The sequence below is a fragment of the Lysinimonas soli genome, from assembly GCF_042655435.1.
Lineage (GTDB): Bacteria > Actinomycetota > Actinomycetes > Actinomycetales > Microbacteriaceae > Lysinimonas > Lysinimonas soli.
Map to the genome: position 1 here is coordinate 119,277 of NZ_JBHSMG010000004.1, position 16,903 is coordinate 136,179.

Here is a 16,903-nt window from a genome sequence, read left to right on the forward strand (position 1 = left end):
CCCGGAGTCAGTCGATGGTGGCGTGCGCGTCGGAGGCGGCGGCGAGGGCCCGCGGCTCGATCGCCAGCAGGTCGCCGAGCACCGCGAGCAACGTCGATCGCAGTTCGGGCAGGTCGGGCTGGGGGGCGGGACCGATCTGCGGTGCGCCGGCCAGAAGGTAGGCGGCGCCGCCCAGGGCGACCCCGAAGCGCACCCTCTCCTCGAGGGAACCCACTTGCTCCTCGAAGTAGCGGGCGATGAGCTCCACCTTGGCCATGGCGCGTTGGATCACGGGCAGATCGAGAAGCGACGCCGACTGGTTGATGAAGACGTACACCGCCGAGCGGTGCTCGAGCAGGAAGTCGACGAAGCGCTCGAGGAACAGGGAACTGCGCTCTCCGCCGCCGCGCAGCCCGTCCAGGCCGACCTCGTGGAGAATCCGCTCGAGCTCGTCGAGCGCGGGCGAGAGGACGGCCTCGAGCAGAACCTCCTTGGAAGCGAAGTGGTACAGCACGGTGGCCTTCGAGACACCGGCACGCTGGGCGATCTGCTGCAAGGAGGTGCCGTGGAATCCGGCGGCGGCGAACTCTTGGAGCGCGACGCGACGCAGACCGTCAGCAGTTGTGGGCATGTCTGAAACGGTAGTTGACCGATCGGTCAGGCGCTGACCGATCGGTCAGATTCGCGGGGAACGCCCAGCGGATCCCCGGTTTCGAGGTCGTTGTGACACTCGGATGCGGGCCAATCCACGTTGCGGGGTAGCGTTGAGGGCGACCCGCTTGGAGGATCCGTGCGCAAATTCCTGTTCAGTGCCAGCGTGCTCGGCGCCCTCTTCGGAGGCGTGGGCGTCATCCGGGCGACCCGCAACGGTCCGCGCGACTGGCGACTGATCCTGCAGTGGATCATCTGGGGCGCCACGGTCGCGATCGCGGTCGGCACGGTCATCGAACAGTCGAAAGACGCGGAGGACTACTGATGTACCCAGGACCCAACGGACCCGGCTTCGACGGCTTCGGGGTGGCACACGTGCTCGCCGCGATCACGTGGGCGATCGGCAGCCTCATCCTGTTCGTCATCGTCGCCGCACTCGCGGTGCTGCTCGTGCGGTTCCTGCTCATCGGTACCAAAGCCGCCAAGCGCTACCTCGAGCTCAACGCGCCCGCGAAGCCCCCGGTGTCGCCGACGCCGACGGTGAGCGCTCCGACGGCAGGCGAGTCGAGCACGGCAGCGCCGACGCCGACCGCTGCGGCGCCGACCACCTCGGCCGCCCAGACCGCGGCTTCACCCACCGCCTCGACCACGGCTCGCGTCGGCACGGCGACCCCCGCCTCCGCCACCGCGGCGACCGTGGTGGCCCCTGCCACGACGGCTCCCGCCAAGGCCGCGGCGGCGAAGCCCGCAGTGGTCAAGCCCTCGATCAAGGCCGCGCCGGCGAAACCGGCCGCCAAGAAGCCGACGCAGACCGAGCCCAAACCGCGCACCCCCCGCACCCCGTCGAGCTGACCCGCACGGCGCGGGTCCCACCCTTGCCCACGTAGCTGCCCCTGCACGCGTAGCTGCCCGCCCGCAGCGCCCCGGTGCTCGCGGCTGCCAGCGCGTGGCCGCGTACCCGGATCAGGACGACACGCCGCGCCCGTTTGCCAGTCAGGATGCCCGGCCCGGGTGTCGTCGGCGGCATCCTGATCCACGCCGCCCCGAGCGGGGCGGGGAGGCAGGCGCCTGCGGACTCGCCGCACGCCTCCGGGCTCGGCCTCGCGCCTCGAACTCGGCACCCTCAGACTCGGCCACGCATCCGCGGATCAGGATGACGCGCGGGGGCTGGCCGCCATTCAGGATGCTCGACCAGAGCGTCGGCCCGAGCATCCTGATCCGTCTCGTCACAGAGTCAGAAAGGGGCGGGGCCGGCCGAGCGCGTCCACGAGCGGACGCGGCGGGCGCCGCGAACCCACGACTAGCCCAGGAATCCCCGCAGCAGCGCGCCCGAGCCCTCGAGGTGCTCGCGCATCGCGTCGGCGGCCCCGTCGGCGTCGCCGGCCAGGATCGCGAGCACGATCGCCTCGTGCTGCCGGTTCGAGTGCTCGATGTTGCGGGCGAGCAGCGGAAAACTGTCGAGCAGCTCGTTGACCCGGCTGCGGTTGTCGGCGATCAGGGTCACGAGCGAGGGCACCCCCGCGATCTCGGCGATCGTGAGGTGCAGTCGCGAGTCGAGCCGGCGGTAGTCGGCCGTGGTGGATGCCGCGACCTCCCCCAGCCGCGTCCACAGGGTCGCGCGTTCCGCCGCGTCCAGGCTGCGCGCGGCCGCGGCCCGGGCGGCCCCCGCCTCGAGGACGTCGCGCAACCCGAGCAGGTCCTCCAGCTCGACCGCGGTCGGCGGCGTCACCGAGCCCGAGCCCGGCGCGGGAAGCGGGTCGCTCACGAAGGTGCCGCCGTAGCGGCCGCGGCGCGACGTCAGGTAGCCGGCATCCGCCAGCTCGCGGATCGCCTCGCGCACCGTGTCGCGGCTGACCGAGAAGCGCAGCGCGAGCTCCCGTTCCGAGGGCAACGCCTGGCCGGGCGCGACGACACCCAGCCGGATCGTCTGCATCAGCCGCGCAACGGTGTCTTCGAGCGAGTTGCCGCTGCGCACCGGACGATACACGGCGGCGGCGACCAGGCCCTCTGGTGCGGGCGCACTCGAACCGACAGCCGGGTCGACCTCGTCGTTGGGAACGGCGGTCGCCCGGTCGACCCGGCGCGACGGCACGCCGTCGCGCGGGTCAGAGCGGGGTGACATACGCCGAGCTGATCCCGCCGTCGACGAGGAACGTCGAGGCCGTGATGAAGCTGGCGTCGTCGCTGGCAAGGAACGCCACGGCGGCGGCGAGCTCCTCCGGCTCCGCGAAGCGGCCGACCGGCACATGGATGAGGCGGCGGGCGGCTCGCTCCGGATCCTTCGCGAAGAGCTCCTTCAGCAGCGGCGTGTTCACGGGACCGGGGCACAACGCGTTGACCCGGATGCCCTGTCGGGCGAACTGCACCCCGAGCTCCCGCGTCATCGCGAGCACGCCACCCTTCGACGCCGTGTACGAGATCTGCGAGGTGGCCGAACCCAGCACCGCGACGAACGACGCCGTGTTGATGATCGAGCCCTTGCCCGCCGGCACCATGTGCCGCAGCGCCGCGCGCGAGCAGAGGTACACGCTCGTCAGGTTGACCTGCTGCACGCGGTCCCAGGCGTCGAGCTCGGTCGTCTCGATCGAGTCGTCGTCGGGCGGCGAGATGCCCGCGTTGTTGAAGGCGATGTCGACCGAGCCATAGCTGGATGCGGCGGTGTCGAACAGCGCATCCACCTGCTCCTTGTCGGTGACGTCGACCCGCACGAAGAGCCCGTCGACCGACTCCGCCGCCGCCTGCCCCGAGACGGGGTCGACGTCTCCGATCACGACCTTCGCGCCCTCGGCGGCGAAGCGCTTGGCGGTGGCCAGGCCGATGCCGCTGGCTCCGCCGGTGATGACGGCGACGCGGCCGGCGAGGCGCTGGGTGAGGTCGATCTTGTCGAGTGGCATGGTGCTCCTAGTTGCTGGCGAAGAAGACGTTCTTGGTGTCGGTGAAGGCGAGGGCGGCATCCGGGCCGAGTTCGCGGCCGAGGCCGCTCTGCTTCGCCCCGCCGAACGGCGTCGTGTAGCGCACCGAGGAATGCGAGTTCACCGAGAGCGTGCCGCTCTCGATGCCCCGCGAGACCCGGATGGCGCGGCCGAGGTCGTTCGTCCAGATCGAGCCCGACAGGCCGTACACGCTGTCGTTCGCGAGAGCGATGGCATCGGACTCGTCGTCGAACGGGAGCACGCTGACCACCGGGCCGAAGATCTCGTCGACCGCCACGCGGTCGGTGCGCGAGGGAAGCAGCACGGTGGGCGGCATCCAGTAGCCCGGCCCGGAGGGGGCCGAGCCGCGGAAGGCGACGGGCGTGCCCTCGTCGAGGAACGACGCCACCGACTCGTAGTGGGCCCGCGAGACGAGCGGCCCCATCTCGGTCGACTCCTCCGCCGGCGCCCCGACCCGCACGGCTTTCACCGCCGGCTCGAGCAGCTCGAGGAAGCGGTCGAACACGCTGCGCTGCACCAGGATGCGGCTGCGCGCGCAGCAGTCCTGACCCGCGTTGTCGAACACCGCGCCCGGTGCCGTGGCGGCGGCGCGCTCGAGGTCGGAGTCGGCGAAGACGACGTTGGCGCTCTTGCCGCCGAGCTCGAGGGTGACCGGCTTGACCTGCGCCGCGCATCCGGCCGCCACCTGCTTGCCGACCGCGGTCGAGCCGGTGAAGACGACCTTGCGCACCTGCTCGTGGGTCACGAAGCGCTCCCCGACGACCGAACCGCGGCCCGGCAGCACCTGGAAGAGGTGCTCGGGCAGGCCCGACTCGAGGGCGAGCTCGCCGAGGCGGATCGCGGTGAGCGGGGTCCAGTCGGCGGGCTTGAGCAGCACGGCATTGCCCGCGGCGAGCGCCGGAGCGAAGCCCCAGGAGGCGATCGTCATGGGGAAGTTCCACGGCACGATGACCCCGACCACTCCGAGTGGCTCGTGGAAGGTCACGTCGATGCCGCCGGCGACGGGGATCTGCGCCCCGAGCATCCGCTCGGGCATCCCCGCGGCGTAGTTCAGGACATCCCGCACGTGTCCGGCCTCCCAGCGGGCGGATCCGATCGGATGTCCTGAATTGGCTACCTCGAGCCGCGCCAGCTCGTCGACGGCACCGTCGACGATCGCGGCGAAGCGCCGCAGCGCGAGGGCGCGGTCGGCCGGGGCCAGCCCCGCCCAGCTGCTCTGCGCGGCGACGGCGCGCGCGACCGCCTCATCGACTTCCTCGAGCGACGTGTGCGCGACCTCGCGGATGACGGTCTCGTCGGCGGGGTTGATCAGGGTGGTCGTGTCGCTCATGCGTGCAGCTTTCGGTAGGAGCGGGCCGCCTCGACGAGCCCTTCGAACAGGCGCGCGTCCTCCTCGGCGTCCTGCTCGGGATGCCATTGCACGCCGACGCCGAACGGCACGTCCTCGAGCTCGACCGCCTGCACGATCCCGTCATCCGACTGGGCCGTGACGCGCAGCCCGGACCCGACGGCGTCGATCGCCTGGTGATGGTAGCTCTGCACGGCGTGCGAGCCTTCGCCGATCACGGCCGCGATCCGCGACTCGGGCTGCACCCGCACCTCGTTGACGGCGAACTCGCCGTTGCCCGCGCGGAAGCGGTCGTCGCCGACCACCTCGGGCAGGTGCTGGTGCAGGGTGCCGCCGCGCAGGACGTTGAGCACCTGGATGCCGCGGCATATGGCCAGGAACGGCACCTCGGCGGTGATCGCCGCAGTGAGCAGCGCGTCGTCCCAGTCGTCGCGCAGCGGGCTCGGACGATCGTTCTCGGGGTGAGCCGTCGCACCGTAGCGCGCGGCATCCACGTCCAATCCCCCGGCGATGATGAGACCGTCGAGTCGGCTCAGCACCTGCTCGGCCACCCCGCCCTCGACCGGCTGAGGAGGCAGCAGCACCGGGATGCCGCCCGCCTTCTCGACGGCCGCGAAGTACACCTCGGGCAGGAAGGCCGCCTGCACGTCCCACACCCCGGTCTGCGCGCGCTGCAGGTAGGTCGTCAAGCCGATGAGGGGACGCTGGAGCTCAGAATCGCTCGAAACCACGGATCCGCTCCCAGTCGGTGACGGCGGCGTCGTAGGCCTTGAGTTCGACGCGCGCGTTGTTGAGGTAGTGCTCCACGACCTCGGCGCCGAAGGCCTCCTGCGCCACCGCCGAGTTGGCGAACAGCTCGGCGGCGTCGCGCAGCGTGGCCGGCACGCGCGGGGCGTCGGAGCCATAGGCGTTGCCCTCGAAGATCGGCTCGAGCTCGAGCTCGTTCTCGATGCCGTGCAGCCCGCCGGCGATGAGCGCCGCGACCGCGAGGTACTGGTTGACGTCGCCACCCGGCACCCGGTTCTCGACCCGCAGCCCCGGGCCGTGACCGACCACGCGCAGCGCGCAGGTGCGGTTGTCGAGACCCCAGGCGACCGCCGTCGGCGCGAAGCTGCCCTCGACATAACGCTTGTAGGAGTTGATGTTAGGAGCGAAGAACAGGGTCAGTTCGCGCATGGTCTTGAGCAGGCCGGCCGTCCAGTGCTCCATGAGCTTCGAGAAGCCGTAGGGTCCGTCGCCCGCCATGACGGCCTCGCCGTCGGTGCCGCGCACCGACAGGTGGATGTGGCAGCTGTTGCCCTCGCGCTCGTTGAACTTGGCCATGAAGGTGAGGGCCTTGCCGTGCTGGTCGGCGATCTCCTTCGCGCCGTTCTTGTAGATCGCGTGGTTGTCGCAGGTGGCCAGCGCCTCCGTGTAGCGGAAGGCGATCTCCTGCTGGCCGAGGTTGCACTCGCCCTTGACGCCCTCGCAGTACATGCCGGCGCCATCCATGCCGTTGCGGATGTCGCGCAGCAGCGGCTCCATACGGCTCGAGGCCAGCAGCGCGTAGTCGATGTTGTAGTCGCTGGCCGGGGTGAGGCCCTCGTACTTCGCCGCCCAGGCCTCGCGGTAGCTGTTCTCGAAGACGATGAACTCGAGCTCGGTGCCCACGAACGGCACGAGGCCGCGCTCGGCCAGCCGGGCGATCTGGGTCTTCAGGATGTCGCGGGGCGACTGCACGACCGGCCGCGAGTCGAGCCATTGCAGGTCGGCCATCACGAGGGCCGTTCCCGGCAGCCACGGGATGACGCGCAGCGTGTCGAGGTCGGGCTTGAGAAGCATGTCGCCGTAGCCGGTCTGCCAGCTCGACATCGCGTAGCCGTCGACCGTGTTCATCTCGACGTCGACCGCGAGCAGGTAGTTGCAGGCCTCGGCGCCGTGCGCCGCGATGTCCTCCCGGAACAGCCGCGCCGAGGTGCGCTTGCCGACCAGCCGGCCCTGCATGTCGGTGAACGCGACGATCACCGTGTCGATCTCGCGGCGGTCGATCAGCGCGCCGAGTTCGCCGATGCTGAGGTTTCCGGAGCGGACGGCCATGGCACTCTCCTGCGGGATCGAAGCGAGGTGGGGCGAAGCGATGAGTCGAGGTGGTGAGACGTCGTGTCGACGTCCGATCCGACCATTACACACTATGGCTCGGCGCTCGCACCTCAGAACATGTCACATGGTTTTTACATCCAAAGGTAGACACGGAGTACCAATGGCGGCCATCCTCGGACGCAATACCGAAAGGACTCCCCCATGAGTGACACCAAATCGATCGGCGGCGTTCAATATCAGGATGTCGGCGCGGGCTACTTCGAGAAACGCACCCTGAAACGCAGCGCGGGTTTCTGGGGCATCTGGGGAATCGGCGTCGCGGCCGTCATCTCCGGGGAGTTCTCGGGCTGGAACCTCGGAACCGACAGTGCCGGATTCGGCGGCATGGCCGTCGCGACCGTCATCGTCATCATCATGTACTTCACCATGTTCTTCTCGATCGGCGAGATGAGCGCGGCCATGCCGCACACCGGCGGCGCGTACTCCTTCGCCCGAGCGGCGATGGGGCCGTGGGGCGGATTCATCACGGGTCTCGCCGAGTCGATCGAGTACGTCGTCACGACCGCCGTCGTCGTGTTCTTCTCGGCGAGCTATCTCAACTTCGCGCTCAACGCGTTCTTCGGCTGGCAGTTGCCCGGGTGGCTGGTCTACGCCCTGCTCTACGCGGTCTTCGTGGTCGTCAACTGGCTCGGCGCCGCGGTGGGTTTCCGGCTGGCCATCATCGTCTCCATCATCTCGATCGCGATCCTGGCGATCTTCGTGATCGTCTCCATCTCGAGCGGCGGATTCCAGGTGTCGAACCTGCTGGCGACGAAACCCGACGCCGGTCAGTCGGCGCTGTTCCCGCACGGCTTCCTGCCGATCCTCGCGGTCATCCCGTTCGCGATGTGGTTCTTCCTTGGCATCGAGGAACTGCCCCTGGCAGCCGAGGAGACGCACAACCCGCAGCGCATCATCCCGCGCGCCGGCATCGTGGCGCTCATCACCTTGTCGGTCTGCGCGATCGCGGTCTTCATCTTCAACACCGGCGTTCTCGGACTGGCCGGCACGCAGGCATCCGGCCAACCGCTCGTCGACGGCTTCGCCAAGATGGTGCCCAAGGGCTTGGACGGCGTGCTCGCGATCTTCGCTCTGATCGGCCTGCTCGCCTCGCTGCAGGGCATCATGTACGCCTACGGCCGCAACCTCTACTCGCTGTCACGCGCCGGGTACTACCCGCGGTTCCTCTCGCTCACGGGCAAGCGGCAGACGCCGCTCGCGGCGCTGGTCGTGGGCGCGGTCCTGGGCTACGTGCTGCTCGTCGTCGTCGATGCCATCACGGCCGCGAGCAAGGGCGCCGGATCGGTCGCAGGAGCCATCGAGCTCAACATCGCGATCTGGGGCGCCGTGGTCTCGTACCTCATGCAGATGGTGGCGTTCGTGGTGCTGCGCCGGCGCTTCCCGAAGGCGGTGCGGCCCTACAAGAGCCCGACCGGGGTTGCGGGAGCCGTCATCGCCGGCATCATCTCGGCGGCGATCTTCATCGCGTTCCTCTTCAACCCCGGGTACCAGATCGCGATCGCGGCGATCGCGGTCGTCTACGTGATCGGCCTGATCGTGTTCGCCGTCTACGGCCGCAAGCGTCTCGTGCTGTCGCCCGAGGAGGAGTACGCCCTCAGCGGCGGCCTGCACCGCGACCCGGAGGCCGAGGGCTACGACGCCATGGAGAAGGAGGTCTTCGGCGACGACGGTCCGCCGAAGCAGTAGCCCGACCCGAGATCCGATCGCCCCGGCGCTGCCCAGCCGGGGCGATCGGCACGTCTACTACTTGCCGAACAGGCGCGCGAAGAATCCGGTGCGCGGCTCGTTCTCGTGCCCCTGGCAGCGCTGCGATTGCGGCACCTTCCTCATGACCTGATCGACGTGCTGGCCACAGCCGGCCCACGTCGTCTTGCCGCACTTCCGGCACGTCACTGCTGAACACATGTTGTCTCCCGAATTGTCTGGTGGTCTCGCTCGACTATACCCCTAGGGGTATTGGCGCACCAATTCGGACTCCGCCGGGTCGGCGATCACTCTCCGCTCGGCCCGGTGTCGTCGAGTTCCCGAAGCGCCTCGAGGCCGCCCGCCCGGTAGCTCGCCCACTCGCCCTCAGGATCGGCGCCAGGTTGTCGACGGAGTCGCCACGCTCCCCGTACTTCTGCGACGGCGGCCGCGATCCAGGTTTGCGTCGCGCCGTCGGGCATGCCGCGCAGCACCTCCCCCAGGGCGGCGACCCGCCCCTCGTGGAACTTGGCGGACGGATACGACCGACCGCTCTTCGCCAGAGCGCAGGCCGTCGAGTCTCCGAGGGCGTCCGACCAGGCCTGGATCGCGTCGGCACGCGCCCGCTGAACCCAGGGCTTGTCGATCACCGCACCCCGATCGATCGGCTCAGGCCAGCGAGAGGAAGAGCTTCTCGAGCTGCGCCTTGTCGAGTTCGGGATCGTCTTGCTTGACGCACTTCTCGAGAGTGCTCGCGATGATCGCGAACCCGGCCCGATCCAGAGCGCTCGACACCGCGGCGAGCTGCGTGACGACGCTCGTGCAGTCCTGACCCTCATCGATCATCCGGATGACGGCGGTCAGCTGCCCCTGCGCTCGGCGCAGCCGGTTGAGCACGGGCTTCATGTCGGTCGGGTCGAGATCCATCGTTCCTCCGTCTTTCGGGCATCGCCCGCCGCTGGTCATGATACCCCCGCCGTATATCCCAGATATACCCCCTGGGGTATCTGTTATGATTGTCGCATCCGGCCACAGTCGGCAGCATCCCGAAAGGAAGATCCGTGGCAACCATCAACCTGACGGCAGAGACGTTCGGCGCGACCGTCGAGCAGAACGGCATCGTCTTCGTGGACTTCTGGGCGGCCTGGTGCCCCCCGTGCCGCGCATTCGCGCCGGTCTTCGACAAGGCATCGACGGAGCATCCCGACATCGTGTTCGGCAAGGTGGACACCGAGGCCGAGCAGCAGCTCGCCGCCACGGCACGCATCACGTCGATCCCGACGCTCATGGCCTTCCGCGATCAGATCCTGGTCTTCTCGCAGCCCGGCGCGCTGAACAGCCGACAGTTCGAGCAGCTGATCGGCGCGATCGAGCAGCTCGACATGGACGAGGTGCGTCGCAACATCGAATCCGAACCCGCATCCCGAGCCTGAGAGGCCCCGTCATGAAATCCATCAGCACCTCCGAGTTGGCCGCCCTCGGGGCCGACGCCACGATCATCGACGTGCGCGAAGCGGATGAGTTCGCCTCCGCCCGGGTCGCCGGGGCGATCAACCTGCCCCTCAGCGAACTCGCCGGACGACTCGCGGACATCCCCCAGGGCGGCACGTTCTACGTCATGTGCCTCTCCGGCGGGCGCAGCGCACGGGCGACGGCCTTCCTCATCGAGAACGGTTTCGCCGCGGTGAACGTGCTCGGCGGGATCAACCAATGGCACCAGGACGGGTTCCCGGTCATGCAGGCCGCCTGAGCACGACTCACGCCCACCACACGCACATCACCTAGAAGGACTGTCATGAAGCGCATCACCACCCGTCTGCTCGCCCCCCTCGCTCTCGCCGGCACCGTCGCCCTGGGGTTGGCCGCCTGCGCGCCGGCCGCCGAGACGCCCTCCATCTCGATCCCATCAGGCACGGTCGTCATCGACGTGCGCACCCCGGCCGAATACGCAGCGGGACATCTCAAGGGCGCCATCAACATCGATGTGGAGTCGCCGTCGTTCAACACCCTGGCGAGCCAGCTGCCCGCCGACGGCAACTACGTGCTGTACTGCCACTCGGGCTCCCGCGCGGCCGCGGCGATCAGCCGTATGGCGACGTTGGGCTTCATCCACCTCACCAACGCGGGCGGACTCGATGCCGCGTCGACCGCCACCGGGTTGGGGATCGTGCGCTAGGACTCGGTGCGCGTCACCGGCCCGGAAGGGTGCCTCTCGCCGTCGTGACCGATCGCCTCCGGCAGCGCGGAATGCCGCTGGCCGCGCTTCGGCGGCACGTAGACGCAACTGTCGCCCGGGCACAGCTGCGGCTGCGTGCCGCCGAACCGCCGTTGGAGCTCGCAGCCCAGGCAGATGCCGAAGGCGGCCTCGAGGAACAGCACGAACAGGCATCCTCCGCACATCGCGAGGGCGACCATCGGCAGACCCAGCCACCCCATCGCACCGCAGGAGATGAACGACAGCACCAGGCCGAGCGACCAGGCGAGCTTCTTCTGTAACGCGCCGACCCATTCGGGGCGCTGACGGCGCACGATCGCGCCGCCGAGAAGGAGACCGGGAGCGAAGCGGGTGCCCGCGAACAGCCGGATGTTCATCTCGAGCATGAACGCGATGCCGAATACCCGAAGCAGACGGACGTCGCCGGTGAACACCGCGATCGACAATCCGACCGCGCCGAGCAGAACGAACAAGCCCGCTGCCGCCCGCACGGCTCGCTCGTTCACGACCGGCACCTCGATGCCGTCGACGAACTCCCCGATGATGGGGCGCGATGACTCGGGCGCGTCCCGGCGCGGCATCCTCGGTCAGGCCAGGCGCTCGAAGGCCGTCAGATGGTTCTGCGAGCCCGCCAGCAGTCGCTGGTATGCCGCGATCACGTCCGCCTCGTCCTCACGATCGAGGGCATGGCCCAGATCGGCGATGTCCTTTTTCTCGATGATCAGCCCGACCTGGATCGCCTCATCGTAGCTCGAGCGACCCTGCGCGACGAGCTCGGTATAAAGCGTCTGCAACTCGGGGTCGGTGAACGCCCCGGCCTCGGCCGCTCGCGGGTCGACGATAGTGCGGCTCTCGAGCAGCGGAACGAGCAGGTCCTGATGCGTCGTCTCGCTGCGCGAGATGTTTCTGAAGATGTTCGCACCCCAGGTCTGGGCGAGGGCGAGGTACACGTCGTGTGCGAGCTTCTCCTCTTCGATCATGTAGAGCAGCGAGGCGCCCGTGTCACGGGTGGTGACATCGCTGGACGGCTCGGGTGCCGAGGAGGCCGTGGCCTGCGACCGCGATGCCTCGGACCCGGGGTTGGACAGCACGATGGCGGTGACGCCCGCGCCGGCGACGACCAGGCCTGCGGCCACGACCGTGATCACGAGACCACGTGTCTTCATGCGGCGGCCCTCGTCTCTGCGGATGCCCGCTGATCGTCGGCGCCGTGCTGAGCCGCGCTGTGGCGAGCCGAGATGCCTGCGCTCCAGGTGAGGTAGCCGCCATCGAGGTTGACCGCATCCCGACCCAGCTGAGCGAGGATGCGCACCGCCGTGTGACCGCGCTGACCGACCTTGCAGTGCACGACCAGCCGCCGCTCGGGGATCTCGGCGATTCGAGCGCGGAGGTCGTCGAGCGGGATGTTGATCGAGCCCGGGATCGCCCCGTCGGCGTACTCGCGCGGGGTGCGCACGTCGATGAGCACGGCCCCCGCCTCCAGCTCCTCGGCGAGCTCGTGCCACTGGATCGAGCGAGTGAGGCCTTCGACCGCGTTGAGATCGACGTAGCCCAGCATGTTCACGGGGTCTTTCGCCGAGGAGAACTGCGGAGCGTACGCCAGTTCGAGGTCGGCGAGATCGGCGGCCGTCAGGCCTCCGGCCATCGCCGTCGAGATCACGTCGATCCGCTTGTCGACTCCGTCGCCCCCGACTCCCTGCGCGCCGAGGATCTCGTCGGTCGTCGCATCGACGATCAGCTTGAGTGACATCGACTCGGCGCCCGGGTAGTAGCCGGTGTGGGAGGCAGGGTGGGTGTGGATGACGCGGATGTCGCGCCCTTTCGCGCGCAACAGCTTCTCGTTCCAGCCGGTCGCGACGATGGTGAGACCCATCACGCCGACGACCGCGGTGCCGAACGCGTCACGCACGCGGATCGTCTTACCGGAGATGACATCCGCGACCAGCCGACCGTGTCGGTTCGCGAGCCCGGCAAGGGCGACGAGACGCTGCTCCCCCGAGACCGCATCGGTCTTCTCGACGGCGTCACCGATCGCATAGATGGAGGGATCGCTGGTGCGGAGCTGGTCGTCGACACGAATGCCTCCGCGTGATCCGAGCTCGATCCCGGCAGCCACCGCCAAAGAGGTCTCGGGGCGCACGCCGATCGAGGCGAGCACGAACTCGGCCGACACCACCGTGCCATCGCTGAGCGTTGCGGTATCTGGTCCGAGCTCGGTGACCTGCGTTCCCAATCTCACATCGACGCCTTCGTCACGAAGACGCTGGGCAACCGGGCCGGCCATTTCGGGGTCGAGGGGCGGCAGCACCTGGTCGCCGAGTTCGACGACCGTCACCTCGAGGCCGCGGTGCACGAGGTTCTCGACCATCTCGAGGCCGATGAACCCGGCGCCGATCACCAGGGCGGTGCGCGGTGCGGCCGAGAGAGCGCTCATGGCGACGTCGACGTCCTCGATGTCGCGCAGGGTCAACATGCGCTCGCCGCCGGGAATGGGGGGACGCACGGGGGCTGCTCCCGGTGACAGGACGAGCGCGTCGTAGCGCTCGACGGTCTGTTCGCCAGTGACGAGGTCACGCACGCGGACCGTCTTCGCGGAACGGTCGATCGCGGTCACCTCGTGATTGACCCGAACGTCGAGACCGAAGCGTGAGCCGAGCGAAGCGGGAGTCTGCAGCAGCAGGCTGTCCCGCTTCTCGATCACACCGCCGAGGTAATAAGGCAGACCGCAGTTGGCGAACGACACATGCCCGCCGCGTTCCAGCACGACGATCTCGGCGTCTTCGATCAGGCGACGGAGGCGAGTCGCCGCGGACATGCCGCCCGCGACCCCGCCGACGATGATGATGCGCTGTGTGTTCATTGTTCGAGTATAAGATACCCTAGGGGGTATCTCAATCGCTCTCAGGCGACCATCAGAAATACGTCTCGATGAACCCGATCACTCGCGGGGTGTCACCGTCGGCGTCGTCGACCTCGGGGATCAACCGCCACTTGTCGAACGCCGTGCACGGATGTGAGATGCCGAGCCGCACCACGTCGCCGACCTCGAGAGTCGACTCCGCCGGAACGCGGAGGTACGCGTGCTGATCGTTGAGGGCGGTGACCACAGCGCCGGGGACTCCGTGCACGACCGGCAGCCCGAGGTCGAGCGGAGCGTCGCGCTTGCCCGCGTCGAGGATCGCGAGCGTCGGCTCGGGTCGCGAGACCACTCGCGCCCAGAGCGCCAGTGCCGCGCGGAACTCGAGACCGGAGTCGGCGAACGGCGAGATCCCGTCGTAGTACACCTCATCGTGGGCCTGAAAGGCTCCCGACCTCAGCACGACCGACACCCGCCGCCCGACCGACTCGGCCAAGGGGCCCAACTCGTCCGCCACGAGGTCGAACCAGGCGCTCCCGCCCGCGGTCACGATCGGATCCACGAGCGCGTCCCAGCCGAGCAGCGTCTCGGCGAGCTCCCGCAGCTCGACCAGGTACGCCCGCACCCGCGAGACCGTCGCCGCGCTCCGGTCGGCGCCGTACGAGCCCTCGTAGCCGGCCACGCCGCGCAAGCGCAGGCGCGGCGCGGCCAGCACGGCACGCGCGACCGCGAGCGCGGCCTCCGTGCCGCGCGCCCCCGTGCGACCGCCGGGAGCGCCGAGCTCGATCAGCACGTCCAACGGGCGGGTGCCGGCGGACTCCGCGAGGATGCGCGCCGACTCGACCGAGTCGACCCAGCAGGCGATCTCGGGGGCGGCATCCGCGTCGTTCTCTGCCGCCAACCAGGCCACACCCACCGGGTCGACCACCTCGTTGGCGATGAGGATGCGGTGAACTCCGGCCGCGCGCGCCACCTGCGCCTGCCAGGGCGTGGCGACCGTGAGTCCCCACGCTCCGGCATCGAGCAGCCGCCGCCACAGCACGGGCGCCATCGTCGTCTTGCCGTGCGGCGCGATCTCGAGGCCGCGTTCGCGCGCCCAGGCCATCAGGGTCACGGTGTTGTGATCGGAGGCCGCCCGGTCCAGCGTCAGCAGCGGTGTCGAGAACGCGCCGAGTGGATGCCGCTCCCCCGCCGCTTCCGATGCCCTCCTGCCCCAGAACGCGGGCGGCACCGACTTGTGGCGCACCGAGAGCACGGGATCGGGATCGAGCGCGGGGGTCATGACGGAACGCTAGCGGGCGGCGCCGAATGATCCGACCTGGCCATGGAACGCTGCGCCAGATTTGAGGCGCTCAACCCCGCCGCAGCACCCGCACCTCCCAGGGCCGCAGCTCCCATCCGGCCTCGCCGCCGCGATCGGAGTAGTTGCCCAGAAGACGTCCCGCGCCGGCCCACCCCGCGAGCTCGAGCCCCTCGATCGTCGCGACATCCAGAGCATCATCGGAGAGGTTCGCGAGCACCCGGACCGTCACTCCGTCGAGTTTCCGGTCGTAGGCGAAGAGGGCGGGATGCTCGGGTGCGAGCATCGTGAAGTCGCCGTTCACCACGACCGGCTCGCTGTGCCGCAGGGCGATGAGCGCGCGGTAGAACTCGAAGACCGACCCTGGCACCCCGAGCTGCGTCGCGGCGTTGATGGTCGCGTGGTTGGGGTTCGGGTCGATCCACGGGGTGCCGGTGGTGAAACCGCCCTGCGGTTCGGCCCTCCATTGCATCGGGGTGCGAGCGTTGTCGCGGGCGCTGTGCCGCATCCGGTCGAGCACCGCCGCGCCGTCGTCGCCGAGGTCCGTCACCGCGTGCGCGTAGTAGTTGATCGATTCGATATCGCGGAACTCCGCGGCATCCCGCAGCGGCGCGTTGGTCATGCCGAGCTCTTCGCCTTGATACACGTAGGGCGTGCCGCGCTGCAGATGCAGCACGGCTCCGAGCGCCTGTGCCGACTTCTCCCAGTGCTCGTCGTCGTTGCCGAATCGGCTGACCGCCCGCGGCTGGTCGTGGTTGTTCCAGTACAGGCTGTTCCACCCGGTGCGGGCCAAGCCCTTCTGCCACCGGGCCAGCGACGCCTTCAGCTCCCGCAGCTCGAGCGGCTTCGGGTCCCACTTGCCTCCCGGCCCGTGATCGAGGCCGACGTGCTCGAACTGGAAGACCATGTCGAGCTCGTGCCGCGAGGGATCGGTGAACAGCTCCGCCTGCTCGACCGTGACGCCGGGCATCTCGCCGACCGTGACGAACTGCCCGGTGCGGCCGCCGAAGACGGCGGCGTTCATCTCTTGAAGGAACTCGTGGATGCGCGGACCGCAGATGAAGGGCGAGGGCGCGTCGGCTGCCGCCCCGGCGGTATCACGCAGCGGCAGCTCCTTGGAGATCATGTTGATGACATCCATCCGGAAGCCGTCGACGCCGCGGTCGAGCCACCAATTCATCATTTCGTAGACGGCTCGGCGCACGGCCTCGTTCTCCCAGTTGAGGTCGGGCTGCTTCGTCGAGAACAGGTGCAGGTAGTACTCCCCCGTCGGCTCGTGCCAGGTCCAGGCCGGGCCGGAGAAGAACGACTCCCAGTCGGTCGGTTCGGCTCCCGGAGTGCCGCCCACGAATCCCTCGCGCGGCGGCCGCCACCAGTACCAGTCGCGCTTCGGGTTGTCGGGGCTCGACGCCGACTCGACGAACCACGGGTGTTCGTCGGAGCTGTGGTTGACCACCAGATCCATGACGAGTCTCATCCCACGGGCGTGCACGCCCTCGATGAGTCGATCCAGATCCGCCAAGGTGCCGAAGGCGGGGTCGACATCCCGGTAGTCGCTGATGTCGTAGCCGTTGTCGGCCTGTGGCGATGTGAAGAACGGCGAGAGCCAGATCGCGTCGACCCCGAGCGTGTGCAGGTAGTCGAGTCGGTCGATGATCCCGGGCAGGTCGCCGATGCCGTCCCCGTTCGAGTCCGCGAAACTGCGCGGATAGACCTGATAGATGACGGCGCGCTTCCACCATGTGGTGTCCAGCTTCCCGGCGCCGGTGATCTCGGTGGTCGGCACAGCGGTCGGCAC

20 protein-coding genes are annotated in these 16,903 nt (G+C 69.1%); 6 read left to right on the plus strand and 14 right to left on the minus strand.

What is annotated here, in order from left to right; all coding sequences use genetic code 11:
- Positions 1 to 7 precede the first annotated feature (7 nt).
- Positions 8 to 610 (minus strand): TetR/AcrR family transcriptional regulator, encoded by a 603-nt coding sequence (locus ACFPJ4_RS13765; protein WP_386741024.1) that lies wholly within the window; start codon positions 608 to 610, stop codon positions 8 to 10.
- A 159-nt stretch (positions 611 to 769) separates the two neighbouring features.
- Between ACFPJ4_RS13765 and ACFPJ4_RS13770 the strand changes: the two genes are divergently transcribed.
- Together ACFPJ4_RS13770 and ACFPJ4_RS13775 are read left to right on the plus strand one after the other, a co-directional pair.
- Positions 770 to 955 carry a hypothetical protein gene (locus tag ACFPJ4_RS13770; protein ID WP_386741025.1) on the plus strand — a complete coding sequence of 62 codons (186 nt, stop codon included), beginning with the start codon at positions 770 to 772 and terminating at the stop codon, positions 953 to 955.
- Positions 955 to 1,482: a hypothetical protein gene (locus tag ACFPJ4_RS13775; protein WP_386741026.1), complete on the plus strand. Its 528-nt coding sequence runs from the start codon at positions 955 to 957 to the stop codon at positions 1,480 to 1,482. Before ACFPJ4_RS13770 ends, ACFPJ4_RS13775 begins: the two co-directional genes overlap by 1 nt.
- A gap of 448 nt (positions 1,483 to 1,930) precedes the next feature.
- Here the strand turns inward: ACFPJ4_RS13775 and ACFPJ4_RS13780 are convergent, their stop codons facing one another.
- Genes ACFPJ4_RS13780 through ACFPJ4_RS13800 form a run of 5 tightly spaced genes read right to left on the minus strand, consistent with a single transcriptional unit; the run spans position 1,931 to position 6,987 of the window.
- Positions 1,931 to 2,752 (minus strand): FadR/GntR family transcriptional regulator, encoded by an 822-nt coding sequence (locus ACFPJ4_RS13780; protein ID WP_386741027.1) that lies wholly within the window; start codon positions 2,750 to 2,752, stop codon positions 1,931 to 1,933.
- Positions 2,736 to 3,524, minus strand: a complete 789-nt coding sequence (locus tag ACFPJ4_RS13785) for a 3-oxoacyl-ACP reductase (RefSeq protein ID WP_386741028.1) — start codon at positions 3,522 to 3,524, stop codon at positions 2,736 to 2,738. The genes ACFPJ4_RS13780 and ACFPJ4_RS13785 overlap by 17 nt, the downstream gene beginning before the upstream one ends.
- Before the next feature lie 7 nt (positions 3,525 to 3,531).
- Positions 3,532 to 4,893, minus strand: coding sequence for an aldehyde dehydrogenase family protein (locus tag ACFPJ4_RS13790; protein WP_386741029.1), 1,362 nt, complete (start codon positions 4,891 to 4,893; stop codon positions 3,532 to 3,534).
- Entirely contained in the window at positions 4,890 to 5,642 is a 753-nt protein-coding gene (locus ACFPJ4_RS13795; RefSeq protein WP_386741030.1) for a gamma-glutamyl-gamma-aminobutyrate hydrolase family protein, read from the minus strand. Before ACFPJ4_RS13795 ends, ACFPJ4_RS13790 begins: the two co-directional genes overlap by 4 nt.
- Positions 5,623 to 6,987 carry a glutamine synthetase family protein gene (locus ACFPJ4_RS13800; protein ID WP_386741031.1) on the minus strand — a complete coding sequence of 455 codons (1,365 nt, stop codon included), beginning with the start codon at positions 6,985 to 6,987 and terminating at the stop codon, positions 5,623 to 5,625. Before ACFPJ4_RS13800 ends, ACFPJ4_RS13795 begins: the two co-directional genes overlap by 20 nt.
- A gap of 204 nt (positions 6,988 to 7,191) precedes the next feature.
- On the opposite strand from ACFPJ4_RS13800, the gene ACFPJ4_RS13805 reads away from it, so the two are divergent.
- Positions 7,192 to 8,736: an amino acid permease gene (locus ACFPJ4_RS13805; protein WP_386741032.1), complete on the plus strand. Its 1,545-nt coding sequence runs from the start codon at positions 7,192 to 7,194 to the stop codon at positions 8,734 to 8,736.
- A gap of 57 nt (positions 8,737 to 8,793) precedes the next feature.
- Here ACFPJ4_RS13805 and ACFPJ4_RS13810 read toward each other — a convergent pair whose 3' ends face one another.
- From ACFPJ4_RS13810 to ACFPJ4_RS13820, 3 genes are all read right to left on the minus strand, one after another.
- Positions 8,794 to 8,943 (minus strand): hypothetical protein, encoded by a 150-nt coding sequence (locus ACFPJ4_RS13810; RefSeq protein WP_386741099.1) that lies wholly within the window; start codon positions 8,941 to 8,943, stop codon positions 8,794 to 8,796.
- A 98-nt stretch (positions 8,944 to 9,041) separates the two neighbouring features.
- Positions 9,042 to 9,383, minus strand: a complete 342-nt coding sequence (locus ACFPJ4_RS13815; protein WP_386741033.1) for a hypothetical protein — start codon at positions 9,381 to 9,383, stop codon at positions 9,042 to 9,044.
- A gap of 19 nt (positions 9,384 to 9,402) precedes the next feature.
- Positions 9,403 to 9,660 (minus strand): metal-sensitive transcriptional regulator, encoded by a 258-nt coding sequence (locus tag ACFPJ4_RS13820; protein ID WP_386741034.1) that lies wholly within the window; start codon positions 9,658 to 9,660, stop codon positions 9,403 to 9,405.
- A gap of 134 nt (positions 9,661 to 9,794) precedes the next feature.
- Between ACFPJ4_RS13820 and ACFPJ4_RS13825 the strand changes: the two genes are divergently transcribed.
- From ACFPJ4_RS13825 to ACFPJ4_RS13835, 3 genes are read left to right on the plus strand one after another with little or no spacing between them, the layout of a single operon-like run.
- Positions 9,795 to 10,166, plus strand: a complete 372-nt coding sequence (locus tag ACFPJ4_RS13825) for a thioredoxin family protein (RefSeq protein ID WP_386741035.1) — start codon at positions 9,795 to 9,797, stop codon at positions 10,164 to 10,166.
- Positions 10,167 to 10,177: 11 nt separating this feature from the next.
- Positions 10,178 to 10,483, plus strand: coding sequence for a rhodanese-like domain-containing protein (locus tag ACFPJ4_RS13830; RefSeq protein ID WP_386741036.1), 306 nt, complete (start codon positions 10,178 to 10,180; stop codon positions 10,481 to 10,483).
- 45 nt (positions 10,484 to 10,528) lie between these two features.
- Positions 10,529 to 10,909 carry a rhodanese-like domain-containing protein gene (locus tag ACFPJ4_RS13835; protein WP_386741037.1) on the plus strand — a complete coding sequence of 127 codons (381 nt, stop codon included), beginning with the start codon at positions 10,529 to 10,531 and terminating at the stop codon, positions 10,907 to 10,909.
- Here ACFPJ4_RS13835 and ACFPJ4_RS13840 read toward each other — a convergent pair.
- From ACFPJ4_RS13840 to ACFPJ4_RS13860, 5 genes are all read right to left on the minus strand, one after another.
- The gene (locus tag ACFPJ4_RS13840) at positions 10,906 to 11,529 is read right to left on the minus strand and encodes a DUF4395 domain-containing protein (RefSeq protein WP_386741038.1); all 624 of its coding nucleotides are present in this window, start codon (positions 11,527 to 11,529) and stop codon (positions 10,906 to 10,908) included. The genes ACFPJ4_RS13835 and ACFPJ4_RS13840 overlap by 4 nt on opposite strands.
- Before the next feature lie 6 nt (positions 11,530 to 11,535).
- Positions 11,536 to 12,114: a DUF2202 domain-containing protein gene (locus tag ACFPJ4_RS13845; RefSeq protein WP_386741039.1), complete on the minus strand. Its 579-nt coding sequence runs from the start codon at positions 12,112 to 12,114 to the stop codon at positions 11,536 to 11,538.
- Positions 12,111 to 13,808: an FAD-dependent oxidoreductase gene (locus ACFPJ4_RS13850; RefSeq protein WP_386741040.1), complete on the minus strand. Its 1,698-nt coding sequence runs from the start codon at positions 13,806 to 13,808 to the stop codon at positions 12,111 to 12,113. Before ACFPJ4_RS13850 ends, ACFPJ4_RS13845 begins: the two co-directional genes overlap by 4 nt.
- A gap of 52 nt (positions 13,809 to 13,860) precedes the next feature.
- Positions 13,861 to 15,087 carry an alanine racemase gene (locus ACFPJ4_RS13855; protein ID WP_386741041.1) on the minus strand — a complete coding sequence of 409 codons (1,227 nt, stop codon included), beginning with the start codon at positions 15,085 to 15,087 and terminating at the stop codon, positions 13,861 to 13,863.
- 70 nt (positions 15,088 to 15,157) lie between these two features.
- Positions 15,158 to 16,903 (minus strand): alpha-glucosidase, encoded by a 1,746-nt coding sequence (locus ACFPJ4_RS13860; protein WP_386741042.1) that lies wholly within the window; start codon positions 16,901 to 16,903, stop codon positions 15,158 to 15,160.

Bases quoted from the DNA above. Each gene is read 5' to 3' on its own strand.
- ACFPJ4_RS13840 (WP_386741038.1), bottom strand. From the start codon at position 11,529: ATGCCGCGCCGGGACGCGCCCGAGTCATCGCGCCCCATCATCGGGGAG.
- ACFPJ4_RS13845 (WP_386741039.1), bottom strand. From the start codon at position 12,114: ATGAAGACACGTGGTCTCGTGATCACGGTCGTGGCCGCAGGCCTGGTC.
- ACFPJ4_RS13780 (WP_386741027.1), bottom strand. From the start codon at position 2,752: ATGTCACCCCGCTCTGACCCGCGCGACGGCGTGCCGTCGCGCCGGGTC.
- ACFPJ4_RS13790 (WP_386741029.1), bottom strand. From the start codon at position 4,893: ATGAGCGACACGACCACCCTGATCAACCCCGCCGACGAGACCGTCATC.
- ACFPJ4_RS13830 (WP_386741036.1), top strand. From the start codon at position 10,178: ATGAAATCCATCAGCACCTCCGAGTTGGCCGCCCTCGGGGCCGACGCC.
- ACFPJ4_RS13800 (WP_386741031.1), bottom strand. From the start codon at position 6,987: ATGGCCGTCCGCTCCGGAAACCTCAGCATCGGCGAACTCGGCGCGCTG.
- ACFPJ4_RS13775 (WP_386741026.1), top strand. From the start codon at position 955: ATGTACCCAGGACCCAACGGACCCGGCTTCGACGGCTTCGGGGTGGCA.
- ACFPJ4_RS13820 (WP_386741034.1), bottom strand. From the start codon at position 9,660: ATGGATCTCGACCCGACCGACATGAAGCCCGTGCTCAACCGGCTGCGC.
- ACFPJ4_RS13805 (WP_386741032.1), top strand. From the start codon at position 7,192: ATGAGTGACACCAAATCGATCGGCGGCGTTCAATATCAGGATGTCGGC.
- ACFPJ4_RS13850 (WP_386741040.1), bottom strand. From the start codon at position 13,808: ATGAACACACAGCGCATCATCATCGTCGGCGGGGTCGCGGGCGGCATG.
- ACFPJ4_RS13835 (WP_386741037.1), top strand. From the start codon at position 10,529: ATGAAGCGCATCACCACCCGTCTGCTCGCCCCCCTCGCTCTCGCCGGC.
- ACFPJ4_RS13855 (WP_386741041.1), bottom strand. From the start codon at position 15,087: ATGACCCCCGCGCTCGATCCCGATCCCGTGCTCTCGGTGCGCCACAAG.
- ACFPJ4_RS13765 (WP_386741024.1), bottom strand. From the start codon at position 610: ATGCCCACAACTGCTGACGGTCTGCGTCGCGTCGCGCTCCAAGAGTTC.
- ACFPJ4_RS13785 (WP_386741028.1), bottom strand. From the start codon at position 3,524: ATGCCACTCGACAAGATCGACCTCACCCAGCGCCTCGCCGGCCGCGTC.